The organism is Aeromonas sp. RU39B, from assembly GCF_900156095.1.
Taxonomy (GTDB): Bacteria; Pseudomonadota; Gammaproteobacteria; order Enterobacterales; family Aeromonadaceae; genus Aeromonas.
This window is the reverse complement of sequence record NZ_FTMJ01000007.1, coordinates 54,153-77,814: the sequence shown is the minus strand read 5'-3', so window position 1 is coordinate 77,814 and position 23,662 is coordinate 54,153. Positions and strand designations below refer to the sequence as shown.

Sequence of the window (23,662 nt, the reverse complement as noted above, 5' to 3'; positions counted from 1 at the left end):
AGGTAAAAGTGAGTCTGTATGGATCAAACGCTCTATCAGTGGCTGCAGCAGTCGCTGGTCCATGCCAAAACGACGCCCCAGCGCCAGGATCCCAGACCGCCCTGGGCCATTGAGGAGTCCCAGTTTCTCGCCCTCTGCAGCCACTGCGGCGAGTGCGCCAACGCCTGTCCGCAGGGCGTGATCCGAATAGCGAGCCGTGAAACCTATCTGGGTACTCCGCTGGAGGGAACACCGGTGCTGGATCTCTCCTGCGGTCGCTGCAACTTCTGCGGTACTTGCGCCCGCAGTTGCCCGACCGGGGCGCTCGATCTGACGCTCGGACGGCAGATCCAGGCCAGAGTTAAAGTCGAAGAGAGCTGTCAGGCCCGCCTCGGTTTCTACTGCCTTTTGTGCGAGGATGCCTGCCCGCAGTTTGCCATCACCCTCACGTCGGACGGTGTGCAGATAAATCGTGAAGCCTGCGATGGCTGCGGTGCCTGCGCCATCGCCTGCCTGCATGGCGCGATCGCGCTGGTGCCGGTGCCCTGAATGAAGAAGCGGAGCCATATCGGGCTCCGCCTCATGTCTGCACACTCATGCTCTCAACCGGCGATGGCGATCAACTTGTCGTCGTGTTCCATCCCCAGCAGGTGACAGAGACGCTCAGGATCGCGCACGACATCGGCCAGGGTGTACTCACCCAGCACGTCGAGAAAGGCGTTCATCGCCTTGCGCAGGATACCCTGAATCCGGCACCCTCCGGCCAGTCGGCAGTTGTCGCTCTTGCAGTAGGCGGGACAGAGAATGTTCTCCATATCCACCACCACATCGCGCAAATTAATGGAGACGGTCGCCCGCCCAAGACGGATGCCACCATGCTTGCCACGAACCGTCTCGATGTACCCCTTGACCCCCAGCTGATGAACGATTTTCACCACATGATTGCGGGAAATATCGAACGTTTCGGCCACTTCGGTAATGGTCGACAGGCGATCGACAGGTTGCACTGCCAAAAAGGTGAGGGTTCGCAGAGCGTAATCGGTAAAACGCGTCAATTGCATATCATGCTTGCCTCGTAGCTACGCCAAACCTGCTGCAACGGCTCCACATGGAGGCGATATACAGAGGTATCAGGCAAGGTTAAGAGGTGAGCGATGGGGTGTCGATAAAGATAGAAATAAATCGACACTTTCTTTGATTGATCGCAAAAATGCCGGGGAGTGGCCGTTAGCCCCGCTGTTCCAGCCACTTTTTGAGGGTATCGGGCGGTAATGAGCTGTCGGCTGCCACTGCCAGCGCACCCCAACTCACGGCCTCTTGCAGTGCCTGCGCCATGGGAATGCCACGCATCAACCCATCCAGTAATCCGGCGGCAAATGCATCGCCGGCACCGGTGCTATCGACCACCTCGACCGGCTCGGCCGCCACACGCACCGTTTCACCGTCGCGGCGAATCGCCAGTGCGCCGTCGCGCCCTTCAGTCAGCACCAGCCAAAGCAGGCTCTCACCAGCCAGATCGCGGGCGTGCTGCCACAGGTTGCCGCTCGCCGCGAGATCGCTGTGCGAGGCGATCATCACATGACATGGGCGCTGCCAGGCACCGCCCTTGGGGTATTGCGCCACCACCAGCGTCTCGGCCAGCAGGGATTGCATGTAAGGCACCACATCCATGCCGGGATGATTAACGTAGAGACAGTCAAAGCCGCGCTGCGGCAACGGGCTCATTGGTTGTTCATCCCGAGGCTGGCGCAAAATGGTGCGCTCGCCCTGACTATCCACCAGCAACAACACTTCACCAGCTGGCTCGTCGCAGCGCTGCACCCAATGGCAATCCAGGCCAATCGCCTGCGCCTGGGCCAACAGCCAGTCGCCCACGTCATCACGACCCAAGCGGGTTGCCACCATCACCTCATGACCGGCCCACACCAGACCAAGTCCGGTATTAGCCGCTCCGCCGCCCAGGCGTCGCCCGTGGTCACGGTAGTGCAGCCGCGAGCCAGCCTTGAGCGGATCGCTTAAGGTCAGCACATGGTCACAGTTGAGATGAGCAAGCAGCAGAAGACGGGACATGGGTACCTCGAGGCATGGATCAGGCAAGTGCCGGCATCAGTATACCGGCAGCTCCACACCTTTGAGCAACTCATCAATACGGGCTTGGGTCGGTTGCTGCATCACATTCTGGATCACCTCTTTGGTCAGGTGCGGCGAGAACGAGCTGATAAAGTCATACATGTAGTTTTGCAGCAGAATACTCTTGCTAAAGCAGAGCTGGGCCGGGCAGGGCTTGAACAGGTGCTCGAGGTTGATCGACACCAGATTGGAACCTTCCCGATCGTTGGCCACCAGCGACGAGACGATCCCGATGCCAAAACCCAACTCCACGTAGCGCTTGATTACCCCGGCATCCATCACGGTCATGTAGTAGTTGGGGGTGAGCCCCGCCGCCTGAAACGCCTCATCCTGTGCCCGGCGGCCAGTGGCCCCGCTCTCGTAGCTCAGGATCGGGTATTGGCACAGCTGCTCCAGCGTCGGCCGTTTACTGCTGGCCAGCGGGTGATCTTCCGGCACCACCAGCGACAGGGTCCACAGGTAGGCGGGCAGCACGATGAGATCCTTATCGAAGCCAATCTCGTGGGCGACGATGGAGAAATCCGAATACCCCTTGCTGATCGACTCGCGATTGGCCGACATCACCGGATGCAGGTGGAACGAAATCTTGGGGTACTTCTTGGTGAAGTAGGTGACACTTTTGGGCAGCAGATAGCGCGCGATGGTGTGCGTGGTGTGTATGTTCAGGGTGCCCACGGTCGGGTCGAGGTATTCGCGGGATATCGCCTTGATCTTGCTCTCGATATTGAGCATCGACTCGGCGCAGCGGATGATCTCCTCCCCGACCGGCGTGATGCGGTGCAGGTGCTTGCCGCGCCGCTCGAAGATACGCACACCCAGCTCACTTTCGAGCAGGCCAATCTGTTTGCTCACCCCGGGCTGACTGGTATAGAGCGCTTCCGACGCCGCCGACACGTTGAGATTGTGGTCACGAATCGCGATCAGATACTTCAACTGTTGTAGTTTCAAGGCGGCATCCTCACAGACTGACAGGGCGGGCAGGCGATCGCAAAAAAAGGCCACCCGAGATGAGCCAGTGTATCACCGACCTCATCCCGGGCGTCTAACGTTCGCTTAAATTGCCAGAAAATCTAGCAGTTACGAAAGGGCTCTGACAAATGGCGTCAGGCAGGCTGGCCCTGCTCGACTGGCAACAATCCAAGAAACTTAAGGATCCATGACAGGACCAGGGTCGAGTCAACTCCCTGTTCAAGGGTCTCCAAGCAGAACTGGTAACGCGCTTCACCGATGGTGGCGCGGCGCCGCTCGATCAGGGCGCGGTCATAATCGACGGAAAACTCCGGATGCCCCTGAATCGCCACCACATTGTCGCCACGCTGGAACATAAAGTTGGGGCAAAAGTCATTACCGGCAAGGCGCACCGCGTCAGGCGGCAGCGATTCGACCTGATCCTGATGGCTGGCCAGAATGCGGATCTGCTCGCGGGATGGCACCATCCAGGGCTGCTCGGTCAGCACCGGATTGGTCGCCACTCCCAGTCCCCACCCCTTGGCTGACTTGTTCACCTGACCGCCCAGCGCCTGGGCAATCGCCTGATGACCAAAGCAGACGCCCGCCAGCGGCACACCGGCCGCATCGGCGCGCACGATCCAGTCGCGCAGCGCCACAACCCAGGGCACATCGCTGTAGGCATCGTGCCGGGAGCCGGTAATCAGCCAGGCATCACAGGCCTGAAAATCCTGCGGTAACTGGCCATCACAGGCGACCCATACCTCGAACTCCAGCTGCGGTTGCAGCGCCTGAAACCCGCTAATAAACATCTCGGAATAGACCCGGCCGAACCGTTCGGCCAAGTCGGCATCCAGCCGGTCACAGTCGAGGATACCCAAACGCATCGATAACACTCCTTGTCATGCAGTTACTTCATGGTCGGCATGATAAAACTGGCGCCCCCTGCATCACCTTCCGGCCAGCGGGCGGTCACCGTCTTCATCCGTGTGTAGAAACGTACCCCGTCCGGCCCGTGCATGTGAAGTGCCCCAAACAGGGAGCGCTTCCAGCCACCAAAGCTGTGAAAGGCCATCGGCACCGGGATCGGCACATTGACCCCTACCATACCGACCTGAACGCGTTGGGTGAAGTCCCGCGCACACCCGCCGTCACGAGTAAAGATAGCGGTGCCGTTGCCATACTCGTGTTCATTGACCAGTTGCAAGGCCGTTTCATAGTCCGCAACCCGCACCACGCACAGCACCGGCCCGAAGATCTCTTCGCGGTAAATACGCATCGCGGGGGTCACCCGGTCAAACAGGCAACCCCCGATAAAATAGCCACCTTCGCTTGCCAACATCCGGCCATCGACCACCAGCGCAGCCCCTTCAGCCACGCCCTGATCCACATAACCACGCACCTTGGCCAGATGCTCGCGGCTAATCAGCGGCCCCATCTCGTTTTCCGGGGTGACACCAGCGCCCGGCCCAACCCGCAAGGCGCGCACCTTGTCACCAAGGCGCGCCACCAACGCATCGGCCACCTCATCCCCCACGGCGACGGCCACGGACACCGCCATGCAGCGCTCGCCTGCCGCGCCATAGGCCGCCCCCATCAATGCACTGACCACGGCATCGAGATCGGCATCGGGCATCACCAGCAGGTGATTCTTGGCTCCGCCCAGCGCCTGCACCCGTTTGCCATGGGCTGAGGCGGTGGCATAGATGTATTGCGCAATCGGCGTCGAGCCGACAAACGACACCGCCTGCACCCGCGGGTCGGTCAGCAGCACATCGACCGCCTCTTTGTCGCCGTTGATGACGTTGAACACGCCGTCCGGCAGCCCCGCCTCCTTGAGTAACTCCGCCATACGCAGAGCCAGGCTGGGGTCTTTCTCGGAAGGCTTGAGCACAAAGGTATTACCGCAGGCCAGCGCCACCGGGAACATCCACAGCGGCACCATGGCCGGGAAATTGAAGGGGGTGATGCCGGCGCACACCCCAACCGGCTGCATCAGCGACCAGCTATCGACGCCGCTGCCCACATTCTGGGAAAACTCCCCCTTCTGCAGGTGGGGAATCCCGCAGGCAAATTCGACCACTTCGAGACCGCGGGTCAGCTCGCCCTGGGCGTCACTTTGCACCTTGCCGTGCTCACGGGTGATCAGGGCGGCCAGCTCGCCGCGCTGCTGCTCAAGCAGCGCCTTGAAGCGAAACATCACCCGCGCCCGCTGCAGCGGCGGGGTCTGCGCCCAGCCGGCAAAAGCTTGCTCGGCGGCCGCGATGGCACTCTGGCACTCCTGCACCGATGCCAGCGCAACCCGGCCAATCTCCTCGCCGCTCGCCGGATTGAAAATAGCGCTGCTGCGCTCGCTATGACCGGCAACCCGCTGGCCCCCGATAAAGTGTCCCAGAGTGCTCATGTCTCCTCCCTAAGTGGTTAGGCTTGTGCCTGCAAGGCATCCTGCAGCAGGCTGAACAGTTGATCGATATGCTCGCGCTCGATAATGAGCGGCGGTGACAGGGCAATGATGTCGCCAGTGACGCGGATCAGCGCCCCCATCTGGAAGCAGCGGACAAACACCTCATAGGCACGCCGTCCGGGCGCTCCGGTCATGGACTCGAGCTCGATGCCCGCGACCAGTCCGTAGTTGCGGATATCCTTCACATGCTTGCAGCCGCGCAGGCTGTGCACCGCCTCTTCCCAGTAGCCGGCCATCTCATGGGCACGGGTCAGCAGCTGCTCACGCGCATAGATATCGAGGGTGGCGAGTGCAGCGGCAGCGGCCACCGGATGGCCGGAGTAGGTGTAGCCATGGAACAGCTCAATGCCCCCTTGCCCAGCCTGCATCAGATCCTGATAGAGCCAATCTTGCACCAGCACCGCCCCCATCGGGATGGCGCCGTTAGTCAGCCCCTTGGCGCAGGTAATGAGATCGGGCTGTACCGCAAACTCCTGGGCCGCAAATGCAGCACCAAGGCGACCAAAGCCGGTGATCACCTCGTCAAAAATCAGCAGGATGCCGTGCTTGGTGCAGATCTCGCGCAGCCGCTTGAGGTAACCCTTGGGCGGCAAAATCACCCCCGTGCTGCCGGCAATCGGCTCGACGATCACCGCGGCAATATTGCTGGCATCGTGCAGCGCCACGATACACTCCAGCTCATCGGCCAGCGCATCGTTCTCGTTGGGCAGACCACGGGTAAAGGCATTGCGGGCAATATCGAGGGTGTGCGGCAGATGGTCCACCCCGGTCAGCAGGGTTCCGAAGTGTTTGCGGTTGGTCACAATGCCGCCGACCGAGATGCCGCCAAAGCCGACCCCGTGATAACCGCGCTCGCGGCCAATCAGACGGGTGCGGGTTCCCTGTCCACGCGCCCGCTGCCAGGCCAGCGCGATCTTGAGGGCGGTATCGACCGACTCGGAGCCCGAGTTGGTATAGAAAACGTGTTTGAAGCCGGGTGGCGCGATATCGACCAACCGGTCGGCCAGCTCAAACGGGAGCGGGTGCCCCATCTGAAAGGTTGGCGCAAAGTCGAGACGGGAAATCTGCTGCGACACCGCTTGCGCGATCTCGCGCCGACCGTGGCCGGCGTTGCAGCACCAGAGCCCGGCCGTACCATCCAGTATCTTGCGGCCGTCCTCTGAGTAATAATGCATCCCCTCTGCCGAGGCGAGGATGCGTGGTGCCGCCTTGAACTGCTGGTTGGCCGTAAACGGCATCCAGAAGGCAGACAAGTCGGCAGGGGTGGTGATCTCGTTGACAGGTCTCATACTCACCTCATCCTAAGGTGTTTAGTAATTTTTGTGATTTCGACTATTAAATTAAACACCGGATGGCGGTATAAGGGGGCCGTCCTGCCCCCTGTTTGGTTGGTCCAACCGGTCACGGTGTTATACGATAATTAACACATTTCAAATAATAGTAAACAAGCAAGTAACAGACAGACGGAGTCTCTATTGATGGATATCGGCAACCGCCTCAAGGCGGTACGTACCCGTGCCGGACTTTCCCAGCGCGAGCTGGCGAAACGCTCCGGGGTGACCAACGGATTCATCTCGCAAATTGAAAAGAACCAGGTGAGCCCCTCGGTGGCCTCACTGCGCAAAGTGCTGGAAGGCATCCCCATGACCCTCGCCAGTTTCTTTACCGAAGAGACCGAGATGGATACCGAGGTCATCTTCCGCGCCGAGGATATGCCTGACCTGGGCTCGCACCCCATCAGCTACCGCCTGGTCGGCCACAGCCGGGCCAATCGCGCCATCGGAATGCTCAAGGAAGTGCTGCCACCGGGCGCCGATACCGGGGCCGAGATGCTGACGCACGACGGTGAAGAGTGCGGCATCATCATCGCCGGCCACGCCGAGGTGACGGTGGGTGAGCATGTCTATCTGCTGCAGCCGGGCGATGGCTACTACTTCGACAGCCGAACGCCGCACCGTTTTCGCAACGTCGGCGAGCAGGAGTGCGTGCTGATCTCGGCCAATACCCCGGCGACCTTCTGACCCTGTTTACCGAATTGTTACAATCCGGATTTACAAGGGGCGGAATGTTTAGCATAGTGATGCAATCATGAGCCTATTGTTCAAGGAGCGAACATGACCACTCTGACGCTGGCCGACTGGCAACGACGCGCCGCCGATCTCGCCATCGAAGGCCGCGCCTTTATTGATGGCGCCTATGTTGCAGCCCGCTCGGGCGCGACGTTTGATTGCATCAACCCGGCCAATGGCCAACTGCTGGCCAAGGTGGCCTCATGCGATGCTGCCGATGCCGAGCTGGCGGTACAGGCCGCCCGTCGCGCCTTCGAGGCCCGCACCTGGGCCGGCCAATCCCCCAAGCAGCGCAAGCTGGTGATGCAGCGTTTTGCGGCGCTGATGCACGATCATCTGGAAGAGCTGGCACTGCTTGAATCTCTTGATATGGGCAAGCCGATCGGCGATGCCATGGGCTATGACGCCCCGGCCTCGGCCAACTGCATCGCCTGGAATGGCGAGGCAATCGACAAGATTTATGACCAGGTGGCGCCGGTGGAAGAGTCGGCGCTGGCGCTGGTCACCCGTGAGCCGCTCGGTATCGTCACCGCCATCGTACCGTGGAACTTCCCACTGGTGATGGCCTGCTGGAAGCTCGGTCCGGCGCTGGCGACCGGTAACTCGGTGATCCTCAAGCCGTCGGAAAAATCCCCGCTTACCGCCATCCGTATCGCGGCGCTGGCTAAAGAGGCCGGCATCCCCGATGGGGTGTTCAACGTGCTGCCGGGCTTTGGCCACAGCGTGGGCGAAGCGCTCGCCATGCACATGGACATCGACTGCATCACCTTCACCGGCTCGACCAAGGTCGGCAAGCATCTGATGGAGTGCGCCGGCAAATCCAACCTCAAGCGCGCCTTTATGGAGTGTGGCGGCAAGAGCCCCAATATCGTGCTGGCCGATGCCGCCGATCTCGATCAGGCAGCCCGCAGCGCCGTCGGTGCCATCTTCTACAACCAGGGTGAAGTGTGTACGGCGGCCTCGCGCCTGCTGGTGCAAAACAGCATCAAGGCCGAATTTGTGGCCAAGGTGGTGCACTACGCCCGCGAGTGGGTCAGCAGCAATCCGCTCGATCCAGCCACCCGCATCGGCGCCATGGTTGATGAGGTGCAGATGAATCAGGTGCTGCGCTACATCGAATCGGGCAAGGAGCAGGGCGCGACGCTGCTGCTCGGCGGGGAGCGAACCCGCGTTGAGAGCGGCGGTTACTACATCAGCCCAACCCTGTTTGATAACGTCACCCCGGATATGCGCATCTTTCGCGAGGAGATCTTCGGCCCGGTACTGGTGATCACCGGTTTCGATACGCTGGATGACGCCATCCGTCTGGGCAACGACACCTGTTATGGGCTGGCAGCCGGAGTCTGGACCAGCAACCTCGATAACGCGGTGAAGGTTTCGCGCGCCCTGCGCGCCGGCACCGTCTTCGTCAACAACTGGGACGGTGGCGACATGACCATGCCGTTTGGCGGTTACAAGCAATCCGGTAATGGTCGCGACAAGTCTATTCACGCCCTGGAGAAGTACACCGAGTTAAAAAGTACCTGGATCCAGCTCGGTTAAGGTCATTTCTGCTATCTGTCAGCAAAAAGGGATGCAATTCCCCTTTTTCCATTTCTGGCCCTTCCCTCATCGGACCTGTTCGATATAATCGACGTCGAAGCAAACCATTAAATCTAAACGAAAAATTAAAAAACCATGCTGTTCTTTATGGGAAGTGTGCTGTTTCTGGTGATCGGCCTGCCGCTGCTGTTTTATGCGCTCGGTCAGGGCGAAGCCTACATTACCTGGGGCCCCTGGATATCGGGGATAGCCCTGATGTTGTGGCTGCTTAAGGATGTGGCCAGCATCCGGCGCGGCGGCCGCTAACAATGCTTTAACTCGATACCGGCTTGCGGTTACAGTACCCCTTTGTGATCTTCATCACCAAGGCGTCGTTTCATGCAACCTGCCATCCAGCGCCAGGGCGTTATATTCGCTCTGAGCGCCTATACCCTGTGGGGTCTGGCCCCCATCTACTTCAAACATCTAACCGAAGTGCCTGCCGGTGAAATCCTCACCCACCGCATCATCTGGTCGTTCGTCCTGCTGCTCGTTCTGGTGCTGGCTAAACGCCAGTGGCACAAGGTACAGATGGTGCTGGGCCGGCCGCGTCTGCTGCTGTTATTGACCCTCACCTCGCTGCTGATCGGCGCCAACTGGCTGCTGTTTATCTGGGCCGTTAACAATGGCCATATGCTCGACACCAGCCTGGGCTATTACATCAACCCGCTGCTCAACGTGGTGCTGGGGATGTTGTTTCTCGGCGAACGACTGCGCCGCCTGCAGTGGGCGGCCGTTGCGATGGCGGCCATCGGGGTTGGTGTGCAGCTGATTGCCTTTGGCTCCCTGCCGTGGATTGCGCTGGTGCTGGCGGTGTCGTTTGCCTGCTATGGCCTGATCCGCAAAAAACTGGCCCTCGATGCCTTGACCGGTCTGCTGATGGAGACGCTCGTGCTACTGCCGGCTGCGGCCATCTATTTGTGGGGCATTGCCGACAGCGCCACCAGCCACATGGGCGACAATGCGCTGAGCCTCAATCTGCTGCTGATCGCCGCGGGCCTGATTACCACGGCGCCGCTGCTCTGCTTCACCGCAGCCGCCACCCGCTTGCGCTTCTCGACCTTGGGCTTTTTCCAGTACATCAGCCCCAGCCTCACCTTCTTGCTGGCCGTCACCCAATATGGCGAACACCTCAGCCACGACAAGGTGATTACCTTCGCCTGCATCTGGAGCGCGCTGGTGCTGTTCAGTCTTGATGGCATTCGCAGCGGGCGCCGCGAGCAACCGGCGCAATAATTTACAAGCCGCCGGCCAACAACTGGGCTATGAATGGAAGATGCAAAGCGCCAACCCTTCCATCCGTTACTGGCAGACGCCCCACCTTCCCGGGGTGGAGCTCTGCCGTGCCCATCATCGGGAGTTCAGCTATGGCCGCCATGTGCACCTCGATTACCACATCGGGCTGGTGCAACAGGGTGGGCAGAAGTTTATCCACAAAGGCGGCAGCCACGAACTGGTGAGCGGCCGCTTGTCGGTGGTCAATCCGGATGAGATGCACGATGGCCTGAGCCTGATGCCGGAAGGCTATACGGTGCGGGTATTTTCCATCAACCCGGCGCAGATGCTTGGCTGGCTAGGTGAGGAGCGCTTTTTCACCACGCCACTGCTCGAGCGTCAGGATCTCTATCAAGGGTTTGGCCGATTGCATCAGGCGCTGGAACATCCGACGTGCGATCCGCTGCAAGCAGAAGGCATGCTGCTGGAACTGCTCGAGCGCCTGTTTGCTCTGCCGGCGGCTCCTCATGCGCTGGCCGATCCTCAACTGCATTACCTGCGCGATATGCTGCTGGCCAACCTTGATGCTCGCCACGCGCTGGAAGATCTGGCTGCTCACATCGGGATGGAGCGCTTTGCCTTTCTGCGCCAGTTCAAAAAACGCACCGGTCTCACCCCCTATGCCTGGCTCAAGCGGCTGCGTCTCGAGCAGGCCAAGCGCCTGCTAACCAAGGGCATGTCAGTAAGTGAAGTGGCGCTGGCGGTGGGCTTTTTCGACCAGAGCCATTTTCACCATGGCTTTCGACTGGCGTTTGGCCTCACTCCGGCCCAGTTTCGGGAGCAAATGCTACCGACTAAGTCCTGATGGATTGTTGAGCGCACCTGAGAATGCCTCCTGTGCCACACTGGGGAGCAATCCTTGGAGGACAACATGAAAACAGCGCTACTCGCTATCGACTATCAGATCGACATCATGCACCCGGACGGCAAGGTCGCCCGCTCGGCACCCCAAGCCCAAGAGCGCGGCGTGATTGCCGTTGCCAACCGGCTGCTGGCCCACGCCAGCGTGGCTGACTGGTTACCGATTCTGGTGCGGGTTGGCTTTCAGCCTGGTTACGGGGATCATCCTGCCCACTCCCCTTTCTTCGGCCGGGCCCGCAGCGCCGGCGCACTGGAACTTGGTACCCGCGGCACCGATTTTCATCCGGATCTGGTGATTCCACCCCATGCCATCATCATCGACAAACCGCGCATCAGCGCCTTTTACTCGACCCGGCTGGAAGCGGTACTGCGCGCCAACGGCATTGAACGGTTGATCGTCGCCGGGGTCAGCACCGCCTGGACCGTGCAGAGCACGGTGCGTGAAGCCCATGACCGCGACTACCGGGTGGTCGTGGTGGAAGATGCCTGCGCCGCAGCCACACAAGAAGAGCACCAAAGCTCGCTGTCCCTGCTCGGGGCGCTGGCCGAGATCCGCCAAAGCCATGAGCTGATTGGCAACGCGCAATAGTTTACAAGCCAGCGCATCCCCGCCTTGTCACACTGGGACGGTTATCTGCTAAAAAGAGAGCCGTCCCATCATGCACACCACCCTGTTTCTCACCCTTGGCGCCATTCATCTGGTTGCGCTGGCCAGTCCCGGCCCTGATTTTGCGCTGATCCTGCGCAGCTGCCTGCAGCGTCCACGCGCCCTCGGCGCCGCCATCGGTATTTCGCTGGCAATCCTGCTGCACGCCACCTTAAGTCTCACCGGCATCAGCCTGCTGATCGCCAGCGCGCCGTTGCTGTTTGTGGCGGTCAAGCTGGTTGGGGCGATCTATCTGGGAAAACTGGGTTGGGGAGCCCTGCGCGCAGCCAGCGGTCAAGACGCAGGCTGGGAGGCCTCTGGCCGTGGTGAAGGCACACTGCTGCTGGGTGTGCGTCAGGGGATTGCCACCAATCTGCTCAACCCCAAGGCGCTGATCTTTTTTATCGGCCTGCTGGCGGCCATGGTGACACCCGAGGTGGACATGACCACCCGTTTGCTACTGGCCTTTGAGCTGTTTGTGCTCTCACTGCTCTGGTTCGGGGTGCTGGCCTGGACCCTTTCGACAGCGCGCGCCCAGCGTCTGCTGAGCCGGCTACAACGGCCGCTCAACCTGGTCACTGGCATGCTGTTTATGCTGGTGAGTGTCTCCATCCTGTGGGAGAGCGCCAAGGCGTGGCTCGGGTGACGGCGCAGCGGCATCACTGGCGCTGGTAGTAGTACCCCTCACCGGGGCTGCCCCAGCGCAACATGCCGTCTTGATCATAGCCGCGATCGAGCATACGCAGGTAAAGCGGTCCCACCCACAGATATTGCACCAGCGTGTCGGCACCGGCGAAGTCGGTGCGGCATTCACCCACCCGGTTTCGCCCTTCATAATCGCCGGTCGGCAGGCGACGCAACACAATATCGCACCCTTCGCGGCGTGACAGTTGGGCTTCCGAGAGATTGGCCAGCAAGGCGGGATTGCGCCAGGCACCACGAAAATCGCTGGCTTTGGGCATGGTGTATTCGGTCATGCGCACCTCACCGAAGCTGCCGGCGCGCAAGCGAAAGATACGCTGACGAAAAGGATGGGCCGCCTTTTGCTGCAAGGTCTGTTCGAGATAGATCCAGCGATCGCTCTCCTCTCCCTGCCAGATCTCGCGACTGTGCAGTTCCACGGCGGCAAAACGCTCATCACTCTCTGCCTGCTGGCGGGTAGAAAAAGAGCCCGTCAACCAGCCGGTCAGTGGATCAAGCTCGGCGCCCCATCCCGGCGAGAACAGAAACCAGCACGCCATCCAGACCAGCCTTCGCACAAAAACTCCATTTCCTCAGCGACTTGGCCGCCATTATAGGATTTTGTGCGCGCCCGTTCTGTCGATCAGCTCAAAACCTGACCACACTGATGACAACACGCTTCACAAACTGGCACTATGCCCACAAACAAGAGTTAAAAATAAATGTTTAGGCTATCGCGAGGAACATGAGATGTTTTGGAATCGAACGACCCAGGAATCTGAGCAACTGAAGGCAGAAAATCAGGCACTACAGGCCTTTCGTCGCGCCATCGAGTCATCGGTACCCTTTATTCAATTCACCCCGGAAGGGACGGTCACCGCCGTCAACGAGCAGTTTCTCGCCATCATGGGCTATCGCCGTGAAGAGGTGATGGGCCAGCACCACCGCACTCTCTGTCTTTCCGAAGAGGTGCAAAGTAACCGTTATGAAGCCTTCTGGCGTGACCTGCGCAGCGGACAGGAGCAGCATGGCCGCTTCGCCCGCAAGGCCAAAGATGGCCGCACCGTCTGGCTGGAGGCGAGCTATTTCCCCATCATCGAAGCGGGGCGAGTGGTCGGTGTGGCCAAAATTGCCGCCGATGTGACCGCCCGGCAGGAGGCCGCCGAGCGTGCCCAAGCGCTGCTGAGTGCGCTGGATCGGTCACTGGCCACCATAGAGTTTGAGCCCGATGGTCGCATCATCACCGCCAACCAGAACTTCTTGCGCTGCTTTGGCTACAGCCTGTCCGATATTAGTGGCAAGCATCACCGCATGTTGTGCGATGACGCCTTCTACCGCGACAACCCGCGTTTCTGGCAAGAGCTGGCAGCCGGCGATCTTAAGTCTGGGCTGTTTATGCGCATCGGTCGCGGTGGTCAGCCGGTTTGGCTGGAGGCCACCTACAACCCGATCCTCGATCACGACAACAAGGTGATAAAAGTGGTCAAACTGGCCAGTGATGTCACCGCCCGGGTGGAAGAGGCCAATGCCGCCCGCGAAGTGTCGCAGCAAGCCGGCGCCGTCACCGCCACCACATTGACGGCAGCCAATCGCGGCAAGACGCTGACCGATCAGGTGCTCGCAACCTCGCGCGATATCAACGGTACGGTGCAGCAGGTCTCAGCGCAGATTGAGCAGCTCAACGCCCAGTCCCGCAACATCGAGGCGATCATCTCGACCATCAGCAGCATTGCCGATCAGACCAACCTGCTGGCACTCAACGCGGCCATCGAAGCCGCCCGCGCCGGGGATCAAGGACGCGGCTTTGCCGTGGTAGCCGACGAAGTTCGCCAGCTGGCGGCCCGCACCTCCAGCTCCACCAGCGAGATTGCCACCGTGATCAGCAAAAACTCCGAGATCACCTCAGGTATCACCCAGACCGTGGCGTCGGTCAGCCAAAAGGCCGAGACCGGCCAAGAGCAGGCCAATAGCATTGCCAGCGTGATGGAGGAGATCATCGAGGGCGCCGAGTCGGTGTCGCAGACCATCCGTAATCTGTCGCGTTAAGAGGCGCCAATCGCTGACAAGTTGACCTCCGTCATGGGGAGGCCGGCTCAACCTGCCTAGGATGCTCCGACTTTTTAGCACCACGGAGTTTCAACATGTCCCGACAATGGTCGCTCCCCATCGCCGCTCTGGCGGGGGGAGCGCTTTATTATCTCGGTATCCATCAGGGCGCCCAATGGGTGTGGATGGCACTGATTGGTCTTGGTCTCGGATTTACCCTCTCTTTCAGCCGCTTTGGCATTGTTTTTGGTTGGCGTGAGCTGCTGGCCCGTCGCAACAGTTACTATGTGCGCATTCACCTGCTCACCATCGCCATCGAACTGCTGCTGTTCACCACCGCACTCTCCTTTGGCCACTCCCTGTTTGACGAGCCCATGGTCGGCAATATCGTCCCCATCGGGATTCCCTTTGTCGGCGGCGCGTTCCTGTTTGGTATCGGCATGCAGCTGGCCGGCGTCTGCGCCACCGGCACTCTCTATCGCTGTGGTGAAGGACAACCCCGTTTCTGGCTAGTGCTGCTCTGCTACTGCATCGGCACCCTGATCGGCGGCTCACTCAAGCCCTGGATGGCCAGCCATTTTGTCAGTAACCCGATCCTGTTCAAGCAACTGACCGGCGGATTGTGGAGCGGCATGCTGCTCAACTTCGCGCTGATCGCACTGCTCTATTTCATCTTCCGTCAGGTCGAACTCCGCCGACACGGCACGCTGCAGCCCTTATGGAGTCAGGGCAATCCCTTCTGGCGTGACGGCCGCTTTACTGTGCTTACCGGCGGGATCATCATTGCCCTGCTCAACTCCAGCGTAGTGGCGCTGCATGGTTCGGCCTGGACCATCACCGGCGCGCTCTATGATCTCTCCCTGCGCGTTGGCTCCCTGTTCGGCCTGTTTGCCGGCAACCCCAAGCTGGCGCAGCCCCTGCTGGCCAACCCAATGATCGGCATGTTTGTTCTCGGTGTGCTCGGTGCGGCGCTGGCGCACTGCCTCAGTGGCGCTCCCAAAGCAGGCCCGACCCACAACGGCGCCATTCTGGCTGGCATGCTGGGCGGGATCCTGATGGGGGTCGGCGCCATGTACAGTCTGTGTAACCTGGGGGGTTATTTTGATGGCACCGCGTCAGGCAGTCTGCACGGCTGGCTCTGGATGTTGATGGCTCTGGCTGGCAGCCTGATTGGCCTGCGCCTGCGGCCACGTTTCGGTCTCTCGGTTTAGACAATCCCATGCGCTCGGACAGGCTCTGTCCGAGCGTATTGCCTTCCTCTTCATCAGCACCCAAAACGGTGCACTCCCCATTGTCGCCGCCATCGCCGCTGCCTAGAGTGGCTCCTTTGCCATTTCCTGAGAGGCGCCCTTATGCGTACCTGTTTACTGCTGGCAGGCAGTGCCCTGCTGATGACCCTGGCAACCGCGACCCAGGCAGCCCCCTCATCCTTGGCGGCACGAGCCACTGCGCCCACCCGCCTGCCAGCCTTTCAACTGCTCTGCCGCGACGGTGAGATGGCCGAACCCGCCATCAGCCACGGCGACGGTTTTCTGCATTTTTATAATGAAAAATTGCCACTCAAGCAGTTAGGTCCCGACCACTATCAGGCCAGTGCCAAGGCGATCGTGGTGGACATCAAACAGGAGAGTGATGGCCGCTTCAGCGGTCAGTGGACCCTCAAGAGTGGCGAGAGCAGCGGCCCCTGCACGCCGGTACCGGTTGATGCCAAGTACAACCCGCAAGCGGCCGGCGTCTGAGTGAGTTGATCTGACAGCACAAAAAAATAAGGGGCGCTGCTGCGCCCCCGTTCATATCCAGCACACCTGTGCACGCACCTAATCCTTCGGATTGAGGGTGACGATGCGAGTCTTGCTGACCTTGTGACGGTAGATTTCACGCAGGTACTGCACCGCTTTTTTCACACACTCACGGCTCAGGCGGATGTCGTTGATCGACACGAACTTCTCCTTGTCGCGGATCAGTTCACGATACTTCTTCTCATACATCGGCTTGATGGCGTACCAGTTGGTATCCAGAATCTTGGCCGGATTCTCATACTCGTTGAGCATCTCTTCCATCAGCGACTCATCAAACTCCTCGGCACGGATCATGTCGAGGATCGCCTGATCGAGGTGCTCGCCGAAGCGATAGTGATCGCGGGCAAAGCAGCGTTTGATAAAAGAGACGATGAGAGTGAGGAAATCGTCGCTCAGGCACGGGCTCTTGACGATCAGGGTGGTCAGCGAAATGTTGGCCGACGCACCAATCACCAGAGCATAGCGCTTGAGGGTGGTGTTGGGGAACAGGCCGTTGAGGTGTGATTTGAGCCGGTTCAGATCCATGTAGGAGAGCTTGTACTCTTTGGGCAACGAAATGATCGACACCACCGACGAGCAGTTCTTGAAGAAGTGCAGCTCGCTCAACTCATCCGGGTTGTAGCCGCTCTTCACATAACGGTCGAGGCTTTCACGGTAGTGGTTGGCCTCGATGGGCAGCAGGCTGATCCCCTCGATAGCCTGGGTGTTCTTGTTAAAGTGCGGCAACTCGATAGAGCGCGAGAAGAGATCGTCGATATCCAGTCCACCACTGCGGTCGAACAATTTTATCTTGTCGGCCAGCGCACCGCCGGTATCCGGGATCACCGACTCGGCATAGGCCACCGCCACCGGGCCCGCCAGGCTCATAAACAGATCGTTGGCATCGAGACGGATAGTTTCGCTGATATCGATACCGGCGCGGCGGAAGTAGTTTTCGTCGTAGTCGGTGGTGACCGCCTGAGCCGTCAGGATGTTGAAGATCTGCTGGGAGATGTACTGGTTGGCGTACTTCTCCATGGTGTTGACGTCGATATGCTGGATCTCGCCGTCATCGCTCTCCTCGGCATAACGCATGATGTCGTTGGAGATCAGCATCATGGCGTTCCACGGGCGGATTCGCTTCATCATGCTGATGTCGCTGGTCTGCTCGTTGTCGAAGTTGTAAGAGAAATCCCACTCTTCCGACAGGTACTTACACAGCAGGCGTCCGGCGTTGATATGCAGCGCTTCGGAGATCTCGACCCCGCGATCACAGATGTTGGGCAGGATGCAGATGCCGCTGGTGAAGATGGGGTCAAACATGAAGTGCTGACCGAGCGACAGCTCATCATCCTCACTCGGCGGCGAGAAGGTCTTGCTCATGTAGGAGTATTGCTGGGCCAGACCGAACTCCGAGGCCATCCCCGAGCCAGTACCGCCGCCGGCACTGAAGATGTAGAAGTAGAGCCGCGACTGGTTGGCTTTGATGCCGCACGAATCCACCAGATAGGAGTGGATATACTGCCAGTCGGAGTTGGCGAAATACTGGGTGTTCTTGTTGAGGATGATCTTGGCCAGATACTGGCCGAGGATCGGGGCGTTACCGGCACCGCCTGCGTGGATCTCGGAGAGATCCATCACCTTCATCTTGGAGTAGTCGTTCAGGAAACCGCCCTGTCCGGCACGGTGCGACAGGCGGATACGGCCATCGATGTCTTTGTCGAGATCCCCCAGCATCACCAGCGGCTCAATCAGAAACACCGGCTTGGCCGAGTTGTTCTGCATCCGCAGATTACGCCGGATCCAGCGTACCGGACCAAACTCTTTCTCGCGCCGCTTCTGCTCTTCGCTCTTGAATTCGTCCAAGTAGAAACTGCGCGCGTTATACACCAGCGAGGCCACATCCAGCGCAATGTTGGAACCGCAGCGCCCCAGCCCCACCAGGCACACCGCCGGGAAGTGGGGGTGGGCATGCTCGGTCGAGTCATTGGCTGGCGACATGGAGGGAAAGACAGAGCCGCGCAGCAGCTCCAGGTTGTTCAGGATGCGTCCCAGATCGCTCTCGGTGTAATAGAGATAGCGCTCTTGGCTGACTACCTCGGCCAGCGCTGCCGGTTGTTCGACAACATCGCTGACCTCTGTCGTTTCCGGTTCACTCAGCATCGTCTGCTCGAGATCGTCGTGTTGGGTGGTCATAGTGGGGCATCCTCCGTCTGTAGCGCACACTGCCAGGGAGAGACGGTTGTTTGTTCGCTTAATGTCTCTTTACCCATAACCAACAAAATTTAGACGATTTTGAAGCAGTTACATTGCAGTTATTAATCAGACTGTGAGCCGGGGCATATCTCGCAGCATAAAGTGTGAGATGGCGCCACTCAGCACCACCCGTTAGCGCGTGGCGCTGTCCAGTGCCGGACGAGTCAACCTGCTCAATGGCCAACGGAGCAGATGTGGAAACATCGCCAGATTACCCACCAGGATCAGCACCATGCCGAGCACGCTGCTCAGCTGCCAGTGATAATCCTCAAACAGGGTCGATACGCTCAGCGCCACTAGCGGGAACAGTAGGGTGGAGTAGGCCGCCTGGCTGGCACCAATCCGCTTGAGCAGCTGAAAGTAGGCAGCAAAAGCGACAATCGAGCCAAACAGCGCCAGATAGAGGAGCGCGCCAAGATAGGAGGGGCGAGTATCGAGCGTCAGTGGCAAACCCTGCCCCACCACCAGCAATCCGGTGAACAGCGCGCCATAGCTCATGCCCCAGCCGTTGGTGGTCCACAGATCCAGCCCATGACGCTGATGACGGGCACTGATCATATTGCCCAGCGAGAAACAGTAGGTGCCAAGCAGGCTCAGTCCGATGCCGATAAACAGACCCGGCTCGGGGTTGGCGCTGGCAAGTTCGGGCCAGAACAACGTCAGCATACCGCTCAGGCCGAGCAGAGCGGCCAACCAGAAACCGCGCTTGATCGGCTGCCGAAAAAACAGCGCGCTGCTGAGGGCATTAAACAGCACCGCCATCGAAAAAATCACCGCCTCCATGCCGCTGCTGATATAGCTGACCGCGTGATAGAAGCAGTAAAAATTGAGGCAAAACACACTCGCCCCTTGCGCCAGACACCAGAGATGGTCGCGCCCGCGCAGTGGCTTGAGGCGGCCACTGAGCAGCAGCGTCACCATCAGCACTCCGGCGGCCAAGACAAAGCGGTAGAACACCGACACGGTGGGATCGACCACCCCTTGTTGCATGACGATGGCGATCCAGGTGGTGCCCCAGATCAGCACCACGGTGACGTATAACAGAAGGCTCATGGCCAGACTCCCTGCGTGACGGATGAACCACTACCCTATCGGGTGCGCGGGCCGTCCGCTGTCAGGGGATTGCGCCACTTGCAGAATCTTGCGCTTTTTTCATGCCAGCGGCTGGCTGTGAGCCGCACCCGCTCGCTAAACTGGCTCTCCGGCATTATCAGGAATGAGCCATGACCTACCAGGCCTTCGCACAGCTGCATCAGCACCACGCCGAGCTGCACGACAGTCTGGAGCTCGACTCCGGCGTTCAACTGGCCGCTTGGACCAACCGCAACGACCGCATCACTCAGCAAGCCAATCATCACACCCTCAGCCTCTATGTGGCCGATGGCTACCAGTGCTATCACAAGGGACGGGTGGGCTGGCACAACGGCGGTGCGCCGGATCGTTTCTGCTTTATGCCCAAGGAGAGCGAATCGGTCTGGGATGTGCGTGGCGCGGTGAGTTTTGTTCATCTTTACTGCACTGATCACCACCTGATGACGCTGGCCGAGCAGACCTTCGATCGCAGTCCGGCATCGCTGCGACTCGACAAACGGGTGTTTGCCAACGACCCGCAGATCACCAGCCTCTATCGCCAGTTTCTACTCGGCCACGCTTGGCAGGAGAAGAGCAACCGACTGCTGCTCTCCAGCACGGCCAACCTGCTGCTTAACCATCTGCTGAGTCGCTATTGCGAGTTTGACTGGCGCCTGCCGGCGGTGCGTGGCGGTCTGGCGCCTAACGTAGCAAGGCGGGTGTGTGAGTATATCGAACAACATCTGGATCAGCCGCTGCCGCTCAGCGTGCTGGCAACCGAGGCGGGATTGAGCGAATACCACTTCGCCCGTATGTTCAAACAGAGTCTGGGGCAAAGCCCACACCAATATCTGCAAGCACGGCGGCTGGCACGCGCCGACACCCTGCTCACCGCCAGCGCACTCTCTATCACCGAGATTGCGTTAGCCTGCGGGTTTAGCTCAACCAGTCACTTTTCCAACTGCTATCGCACCGCCCGCGGGCAGACACCATCAGCCCTGCGGCGCAATCGCTAACCGGCGGGTTTGGCATAACAGATGTCTGAGGCGATAGACGCAGCAAAAATCCAGCCAGAAATGAGAGGGTATTGTGGGAGGTAGTGCGGTGATCTCACGTAATGATCACCAGCATATCGCCTCCTGCGGCCGGTGAGGTGTGGCAGTCAGAACGACCGCCACAGTGCAGCGCCCTGCCATTGCCTGCATTGGCAATGACAGGGCAGAGGCAACTTATTGCATGTTCAGCGCGCCCAGATAATCGCGCTTGCCGAGATCCACACCGGCGCGGCGCAGCAGGGCATACACCATGGTCAGGTGGAAGTAGAAGTTGGGGATGGCGTATTCGTGCACGCAGGTGTGGCCATCCATCGCTTTGCCACCGGCCCAATGCGGGGCGTAGCGGCCACTTTCAAACCGGCTGAAGTCGGCGTCGAGCTTGCTTTGCAGATAGGCGATGGTCTTCTCTACATGGGCACGCAGATCCGCCATGGTCTTGGGGTCATCACCCAGCACCGGTACGTCGCTGTGGCTGGCAGTTGCCACGCCGGCACGGGCGGCGTCACAGCAGATCAGCACCTGTTTGCTAAACGGCAGCATATCGACGATCAGGCGATCGCCAAAGAAGTTGTCCACATTGAATTTCTTTGCCTCAGCATGCTCGGCCGCCTTGGCCAGGCAGTGGTCGAGGTTGGTCAGCATCTTGATAAACTGGGCAGCGATATCACGATTCATGGTGCGTTCTCGTTTGGTTAAAGGCTGGTTTACAAGCGGCCATCACTATACTCCATCCCCTTGCTGGATCACCGCAAAAAGCACAACACGTCCTCCTGCCGCTCTCATCACCAACTGGTGAAGAATGGGGACCGTTTGGGGTCTTGCTGGTCCTTTTTTGATCTGTGACATAAATCTCACTTTTTGCGGGGCGTAGTCTGACTGGGCTTTCTGGACATACGATAAGGAGGATGCAATGAAGATCTATGACCGGAACCGAAATGCACTGACCATCGGCCAGCGCGTCATGATTGCCGCCACCGGCACCGTGGATTACCTCAAGGAAGCTCACACCGACAATATGACGGCCTATCAGGCGGAGCATGAGAAGTGTGTGCAACTGGAACACGCCGAAGAGCGCTTCGCGCCCATCGAGTTGATTAGACTAGGCTGATAACGACTGTCACCCTACTCTTTACAATTCACCTGGCAGTAAGACGCGCAATACGATTGCTGCCAGGTTTTTGATGGTCTGCTTCTGATTGCTCTTCTGCGCTGCATCATCTGGGTACGCCTTTGGCCACACCTTGTTTTTTATCGTCTTTTTACTCAGCCCCCGGTTGCATCGCTCGATCATTCTCCGTTACGCTGGCGCCCGCTCTTGTGAAGGGCAAACGTTTAACAGGGAGTGCAAATGCCGAGCCGGTTATGGACGGACAAACGCAAGCTGGTGTGGCTACTCAGCTTGTTGCTGTTGTCGGCCTTTTTCTTGATCAGCTGGAGCAGCTATCGGGTTGCTCACAACTCGCTACGCGAACAGATTGAAACCAATACCCTGCCGCTGACCAGCGACAACATCTATTCGGAAATCCAGCAGGATTTGCTGCGGCCCATCTTTATCTCGTCACTGATGTCGCACGACACCTTTGTGCGCGACTGGGCGATGACCGATGAACAGAACCCCGCGCCGATGATCCGCTATCTGAAAGAGATCCAGGATCGCTTCGGCACCATCACCAGCTTCTATGTGTCGGATAAAACCCGCCGCTATTACCACTCCACCGGCCTGCTGAAAACCATCAGTCAGCGCGACCCGGCCGATGCCTGGTATTTTCGCGTGCGCGATCTCACCCCCGGCGAGGAGTATGAGATCAACATCGATACCGACACGGCGGATCGCACCAAGACCAATGTGTTCGTCAACTACCGGGTCTATGACTTCGATAAAGGGCTGATTGGGGTCACCGGTGTGGGGCTGGGCGTCGATAAGGTCAAGCAGCTGATCGAAAAGTACCAGCAGCGCTATAACCGCACCGTCTATTTCGTCGATAGCAACGGCAAGGTCACATTGCATGGCAGCCAGTTCCACGGGGCGGCAGACCTGCACGATGATCCGGCGCTCTCGCCGCTGGCAACCCGCATCCTCACCTCGCCAAGCAGCTCGTTTCAGTACGAGCGCAACGGCCGCGACGTCTATCTGAACAGCCGGCTGGTGCCGGAGTTCAAGTGGTATCTGATGGTTGAGCAGACCGAGCACGAATCGGAATCAACGCTGCAGACCACGCTGCTTGGCAACCTGCTGGTCAGTGCACTGGTCACGCTGGCGATTCTGGTGGTGGCTAACCTGACGCTGGGCCGCTATCAACGCCGCCTGGAGCAGATGGCCAGCACCGACAAGCTGACCGGCACCCTCAGTCGGCAGGTGTTTCAGGTGACCTTTGACCATGCCCTGTCTCAAGCCCAGCGTCAGCAGCAGGTGACCTCGATCCTGCTGATGGACATCGACCACTTCAAACAGATCAATGACAAGTTTGGCCATGAGGTGGGCGATATGGTGCTGCGCCGCGTTGCCCAGGAGATCCGCTCAACCTTGCGCGCCTCGGATATCCTCTGCCGCTGGGGCGGCGAGGAGTTTATCGCGGTGCTGGTCGATTGTGACGGGCTGGCCTGCGCCAGTATCGGTAACAAGATCCGCGAGGCGGTGGCGGCGATGAGCTTTGAGGTCAACGGCGCCAGTGTTGGCGTGACGTTGAGCGCCGGCGCGGCTGAGTATCACGACAACGAAGCCAGTCTGGTGATCAACCGGGCCGACAAGGCGCTCTATCGAGCCAAGGCCGAAGGCCGCAACCGCGTGGTGCTATCGACCTAAACGCGGCGCTGGCAACCCG

Annotated in this window: 24 protein-coding genes; 14 read left to right on the top strand and 10 right to left on the bottom strand. The window is 59.5% G+C overall.

Annotation, left to right across the window (positions count from 1 at the left end; translation table 11 throughout):
- Positions 1-18 precede the first annotated feature (18 nt).
- On the top strand, positions 19-528 hold the full coding sequence (locus tag BW958_RS11245) for a ferredoxin-type protein NapF (RefSeq protein ID WP_076575830.1): 510 nt from the start codon (positions 19-21) through the stop codon (positions 526-528).
- Positions 529-581: 53 nt separating this feature from the next.
- Here the strand turns inward: BW958_RS11245 and BW958_RS11240 are convergent, their stop codons facing one another.
- The 6 genes from BW958_RS11240 to BW958_RS11215 all read right to left on the bottom strand — a co-directional run bounded on the left by BW958_RS11240 (position 582) and on the right by BW958_RS11215 (position 6,810).
- Positions 582-1,040: an Rrf2 family transcriptional regulator gene (locus tag BW958_RS11240; RefSeq protein ID WP_076575829.1), complete on the bottom strand. Its 459-nt coding sequence runs from the start codon at positions 1,038-1,040 to the stop codon at positions 582-584.
- A 166-nt stretch (positions 1,041-1,206) separates the two neighbouring features.
- Complete coding sequence (locus BW958_RS11235; RefSeq protein WP_076575828.1) at positions 1,207-2,049, bottom strand: PfkB family carbohydrate kinase; 843 nt, start codon at positions 2,047-2,049, stop codon at positions 1,207-1,209.
- A gap of 36 nt (positions 2,050-2,085) precedes the next feature.
- Positions 2,086-3,057, bottom strand: coding sequence for a LysR substrate-binding domain-containing protein (locus BW958_RS11230; RefSeq protein WP_076575951.1), 972 nt, complete (start codon positions 3,055-3,057; stop codon positions 2,086-2,088).
- Between the two features lie 155 nt (positions 3,058-3,212).
- Entirely contained in the window at positions 3,213-3,944 is a 732-nt protein-coding gene (locus tag BW958_RS11225; protein ID WP_076575827.1) for a glutamine amidotransferase-related protein, read from the bottom strand.
- Between the two features lie 23 nt (positions 3,945-3,967).
- Entirely contained in the window at positions 3,968-5,461 is a 1,494-nt protein-coding gene (locus BW958_RS11220; protein ID WP_076575826.1) for a CoA-acylating methylmalonate-semialdehyde dehydrogenase, read from the bottom strand.
- A gap of 17 nt (positions 5,462-5,478) precedes the next feature.
- Positions 5,479-6,810, bottom strand: coding sequence for an omega-aminotransferase AptA (locus tag BW958_RS11215; protein ID WP_076575825.1), 1,332 nt, complete (start codon positions 6,808-6,810; stop codon positions 5,479-5,481).
- Positions 6,811-6,999: 189 nt separating this feature from the next.
- On the opposite strand from BW958_RS11215, the gene BW958_RS11210 reads away from it, so the two are divergent.
- From BW958_RS11210 to BW958_RS11185, 7 genes are all read left to right on the top strand, one after another.
- The gene (locus BW958_RS11210; RefSeq protein WP_076575824.1) at positions 7,000-7,542 is read left to right on the top strand and encodes a cupin domain-containing protein; all 543 of its coding nucleotides are present in this window, start codon (positions 7,000-7,002) and stop codon (positions 7,540-7,542) included.
- Positions 7,543-7,635: 93 nt separating this feature from the next.
- Positions 7,636-9,132, top strand: a complete 1,497-nt coding sequence (locus BW958_RS11205; protein ID WP_076575823.1) for an aldehyde dehydrogenase — start codon at positions 7,636-7,638, stop codon at positions 9,130-9,132.
- Between the two features lie 135 nt (positions 9,133-9,267).
- A complete protein-coding gene (locus BW958_RS20500) occupies positions 9,268-9,438 on the top strand; it encodes a hypothetical protein (RefSeq protein WP_179078847.1) in 171 nt (56 codons plus the stop codon).
- 72 nt (positions 9,439-9,510) lie between these two features.
- Positions 9,511-10,407, top strand: coding sequence for an EamA family transporter RarD (rarD, locus tag BW958_RS11200; protein WP_076575822.1), 897 nt, complete (start codon positions 9,511-9,513; stop codon positions 10,405-10,407).
- A 40-nt stretch (positions 10,408-10,447) separates the two neighbouring features.
- On the top strand, positions 10,448-11,251 hold the full coding sequence (locus BW958_RS11195; RefSeq protein WP_076575950.1) for an AraC family transcriptional regulator: 804 nt from the start codon (positions 10,448-10,450) through the stop codon (positions 11,249-11,251).
- Positions 11,252-11,317: 66 nt separating this feature from the next.
- Complete coding sequence (locus BW958_RS11190) at positions 11,318-11,896, top strand: cysteine hydrolase family protein (RefSeq protein WP_076575821.1); 579 nt, start codon at positions 11,318-11,320, stop codon at positions 11,894-11,896.
- Positions 11,897-11,966: 70 nt separating this feature from the next.
- Positions 11,967-12,599 (top strand): LysE family translocator, encoded by a 633-nt coding sequence (locus BW958_RS11185; protein WP_076575820.1) that lies wholly within the window; start codon positions 11,967-11,969, stop codon positions 12,597-12,599.
- A 13-nt stretch (positions 12,600-12,612) separates the two neighbouring features.
- Here BW958_RS11185 and BW958_RS11180 read toward each other — a convergent pair whose 3' ends face one another.
- A complete protein-coding gene (locus tag BW958_RS11180) occupies positions 12,613-13,212 on the bottom strand; it encodes a chromophore lyase CpcT/CpeT (RefSeq protein ID WP_256701984.1) in 600 nt (199 codons plus the stop codon).
- Between the two features lie 172 nt (positions 13,213-13,384).
- Here BW958_RS11180 and BW958_RS11175 point away from each other — a divergent pair, with 172 nt between their 5' ends.
- From BW958_RS11175 to BW958_RS11165, 3 genes are all read left to right on the top strand, one after another.
- Positions 13,385-14,680: a methyl-accepting chemotaxis protein gene (locus BW958_RS11175; protein ID WP_076575819.1), complete on the top strand. Its 1,296-nt coding sequence runs from the start codon at positions 13,385-13,387 to the stop codon at positions 14,678-14,680.
- A gap of 95 nt (positions 14,681-14,775) precedes the next feature.
- Positions 14,776-15,891: a YeeE/YedE family protein gene (locus tag BW958_RS11170; RefSeq protein WP_083687316.1), complete on the top strand. Its 1,116-nt coding sequence runs from the start codon at positions 14,776-14,778 to the stop codon at positions 15,889-15,891.
- Positions 15,892-16,032: 141 nt separating this feature from the next.
- A complete protein-coding gene (locus BW958_RS11165; protein ID WP_076575818.1) occupies positions 16,033-16,419 on the top strand; it encodes a hypothetical protein in 387 nt (128 codons plus the stop codon).
- A 78-nt stretch (positions 16,420-16,497) separates the two neighbouring features.
- Here BW958_RS11165 and BW958_RS11160 read toward each other — a convergent pair whose 3' ends face one another.
- Positions 16,498-18,654, bottom strand: a complete 2,157-nt coding sequence (locus tag BW958_RS11160; protein ID WP_256701983.1) for a hypothetical protein — start codon at positions 18,652-18,654, stop codon at positions 16,498-16,500.
- 192 nt (positions 18,655-18,846) lie between these two features.
- A complete protein-coding gene (locus BW958_RS11155; RefSeq protein WP_076575817.1) occupies positions 18,847-19,767 on the bottom strand; it encodes a DMT family transporter in 921 nt (306 codons plus the stop codon).
- A 170-nt stretch (positions 19,768-19,937) separates the two neighbouring features.
- Between BW958_RS11155 and BW958_RS11150 the strand changes: the two genes are divergently transcribed.
- The gene (locus BW958_RS11150; protein WP_076575816.1) at positions 19,938-20,801 is read left to right on the top strand and encodes a helix-turn-helix domain-containing protein; all 864 of its coding nucleotides are present in this window, start codon (positions 19,938-19,940) and stop codon (positions 20,799-20,801) included.
- Between the two features lie 213 nt (positions 20,802-21,014).
- Here the strand turns inward: BW958_RS11150 and BW958_RS11145 are convergent, their stop codons facing one another.
- Entirely contained in the window at positions 21,015-21,515 is a 501-nt protein-coding gene (locus BW958_RS11145) for a DUF1993 domain-containing protein (protein ID WP_076575815.1), read from the bottom strand.
- Positions 21,516-21,750: 235 nt separating this feature from the next.
- Here BW958_RS11145 and ydfZ point away from each other — a divergent pair, with 235 nt between their 5' ends.
- Together ydfZ and BW958_RS11135 are read left to right on the top strand one after the other, a co-directional pair.
- On the top strand, positions 21,751-21,948 hold the full coding sequence (ydfZ, locus tag BW958_RS11140; RefSeq protein WP_076575814.1) for a putative selenium delivery protein YdfZ: 198 nt from the start codon (positions 21,751-21,753) through the stop codon (positions 21,946-21,948).
- Between the two features lie 240 nt (positions 21,949-22,188).
- A complete protein-coding gene (locus tag BW958_RS11135) occupies positions 22,189-23,643 on the top strand; it encodes a sensor domain-containing diguanylate cyclase (RefSeq protein ID WP_076575813.1) in 1,455 nt (484 codons plus the stop codon).
- The last annotated feature ends 19 nt before the right edge of the window (positions 23,644-23,662 follow it).

Bases quoted from the DNA above. Each gene is read 5' to 3' on its own strand.
- BW958_RS11245 (WP_076575830.1), top strand. From the start codon at position 19: ATGGATCAAACGCTCTATCAGTGGCTGCAGCAGTCGCTGGTCCATGCC.
- BW958_RS11240 (WP_076575829.1), bottom strand. From the start codon at position 1,040: ATGCAATTGACGCGTTTTACCGATTACGCTCTGCGAACCCTCACCTTT.
- BW958_RS11235 (WP_076575828.1), bottom strand. From the start codon at position 2,049: ATGTCCCGTCTTCTGCTGCTTGCTCATCTCAACTGTGACCATGTGCTG.
- BW958_RS11225 (WP_076575827.1), bottom strand. From the start codon at position 3,944: ATGCGTTTGGGTATCCTCGACTGTGACCGGCTGGATGCCGACTTGGCC.
- BW958_RS11220 (WP_076575826.1), bottom strand. From the start codon at position 5,461: ATGAGCACTCTGGGACACTTTATCGGGGGCCAGCGGGTTGCCGGTCAT.
- BW958_RS11215 (WP_076575825.1), bottom strand. From the start codon at position 6,810: ATGAGACCTGTCAACGAGATCACCACCCCTGCCGACTTGTCTGCCTTC.
- BW958_RS11210 (WP_076575824.1), top strand. From the start codon at position 7,000: ATGGATATCGGCAACCGCCTCAAGGCGGTACGTACCCGTGCCGGACTT.
- BW958_RS11205 (WP_076575823.1), top strand. From the start codon at position 7,636: ATGACCACTCTGACGCTGGCCGACTGGCAACGACGCGCCGCCGATCTC.
- BW958_RS20500 (WP_179078847.1), top strand. From the start codon at position 9,268: ATGCTGTTCTTTATGGGAAGTGTGCTGTTTCTGGTGATCGGCCTGCCG.
- rarD (WP_076575822.1), top strand. From the start codon at position 9,511: ATGCAACCTGCCATCCAGCGCCAGGGCGTTATATTCGCTCTGAGCGCC.
- BW958_RS11195 (WP_076575950.1), top strand. From the start codon at position 10,448: ATGCAAAGCGCCAACCCTTCCATCCGTTACTGGCAGACGCCCCACCTT.
- BW958_RS11190 (WP_076575821.1), top strand. From the start codon at position 11,318: ATGAAAACAGCGCTACTCGCTATCGACTATCAGATCGACATCATGCAC.
- BW958_RS11185 (WP_076575820.1), top strand. From the start codon at position 11,967: ATGCACACCACCCTGTTTCTCACCCTTGGCGCCATTCATCTGGTTGCG.
- BW958_RS11175 (WP_076575819.1), top strand. From the start codon at position 13,385: ATGTTTTGGAATCGAACGACCCAGGAATCTGAGCAACTGAAGGCAGAA.
- BW958_RS11170 (WP_083687316.1), top strand. From the start codon at position 14,776: ATGTCCCGACAATGGTCGCTCCCCATCGCCGCTCTGGCGGGGGGAGCG.
- BW958_RS11165 (WP_076575818.1), top strand. From the start codon at position 16,033: ATGCGTACCTGTTTACTGCTGGCAGGCAGTGCCCTGCTGATGACCCTG.
- BW958_RS11160 (WP_256701983.1), bottom strand. From the start codon at position 18,654: ATGACCACCCAACACGACGATCTCGAGCAGACGATGCTGAGTGAACCG.
- BW958_RS11155 (WP_076575817.1), bottom strand. From the start codon at position 19,767: ATGAGCCTTCTGTTATACGTCACCGTGGTGCTGATCTGGGGCACCACC.
- BW958_RS11150 (WP_076575816.1), top strand. From the start codon at position 19,938: ATGACCTACCAGGCCTTCGCACAGCTGCATCAGCACCACGCCGAGCTG.
- BW958_RS11145 (WP_076575815.1), bottom strand. From the start codon at position 21,515: ATGAATCGTGATATCGCTGCCCAGTTTATCAAGATGCTGACCAACCTC.
- ydfZ (WP_076575814.1), top strand. From the start codon at position 21,751: ATGAAGATCTATGACCGGAACCGAAATGCACTGACCATCGGCCAGCGC.
- BW958_RS11135 (WP_076575813.1), top strand. From the start codon at position 22,189: ATGCCGAGCCGGTTATGGACGGACAAACGCAAGCTGGTGTGGCTACTC.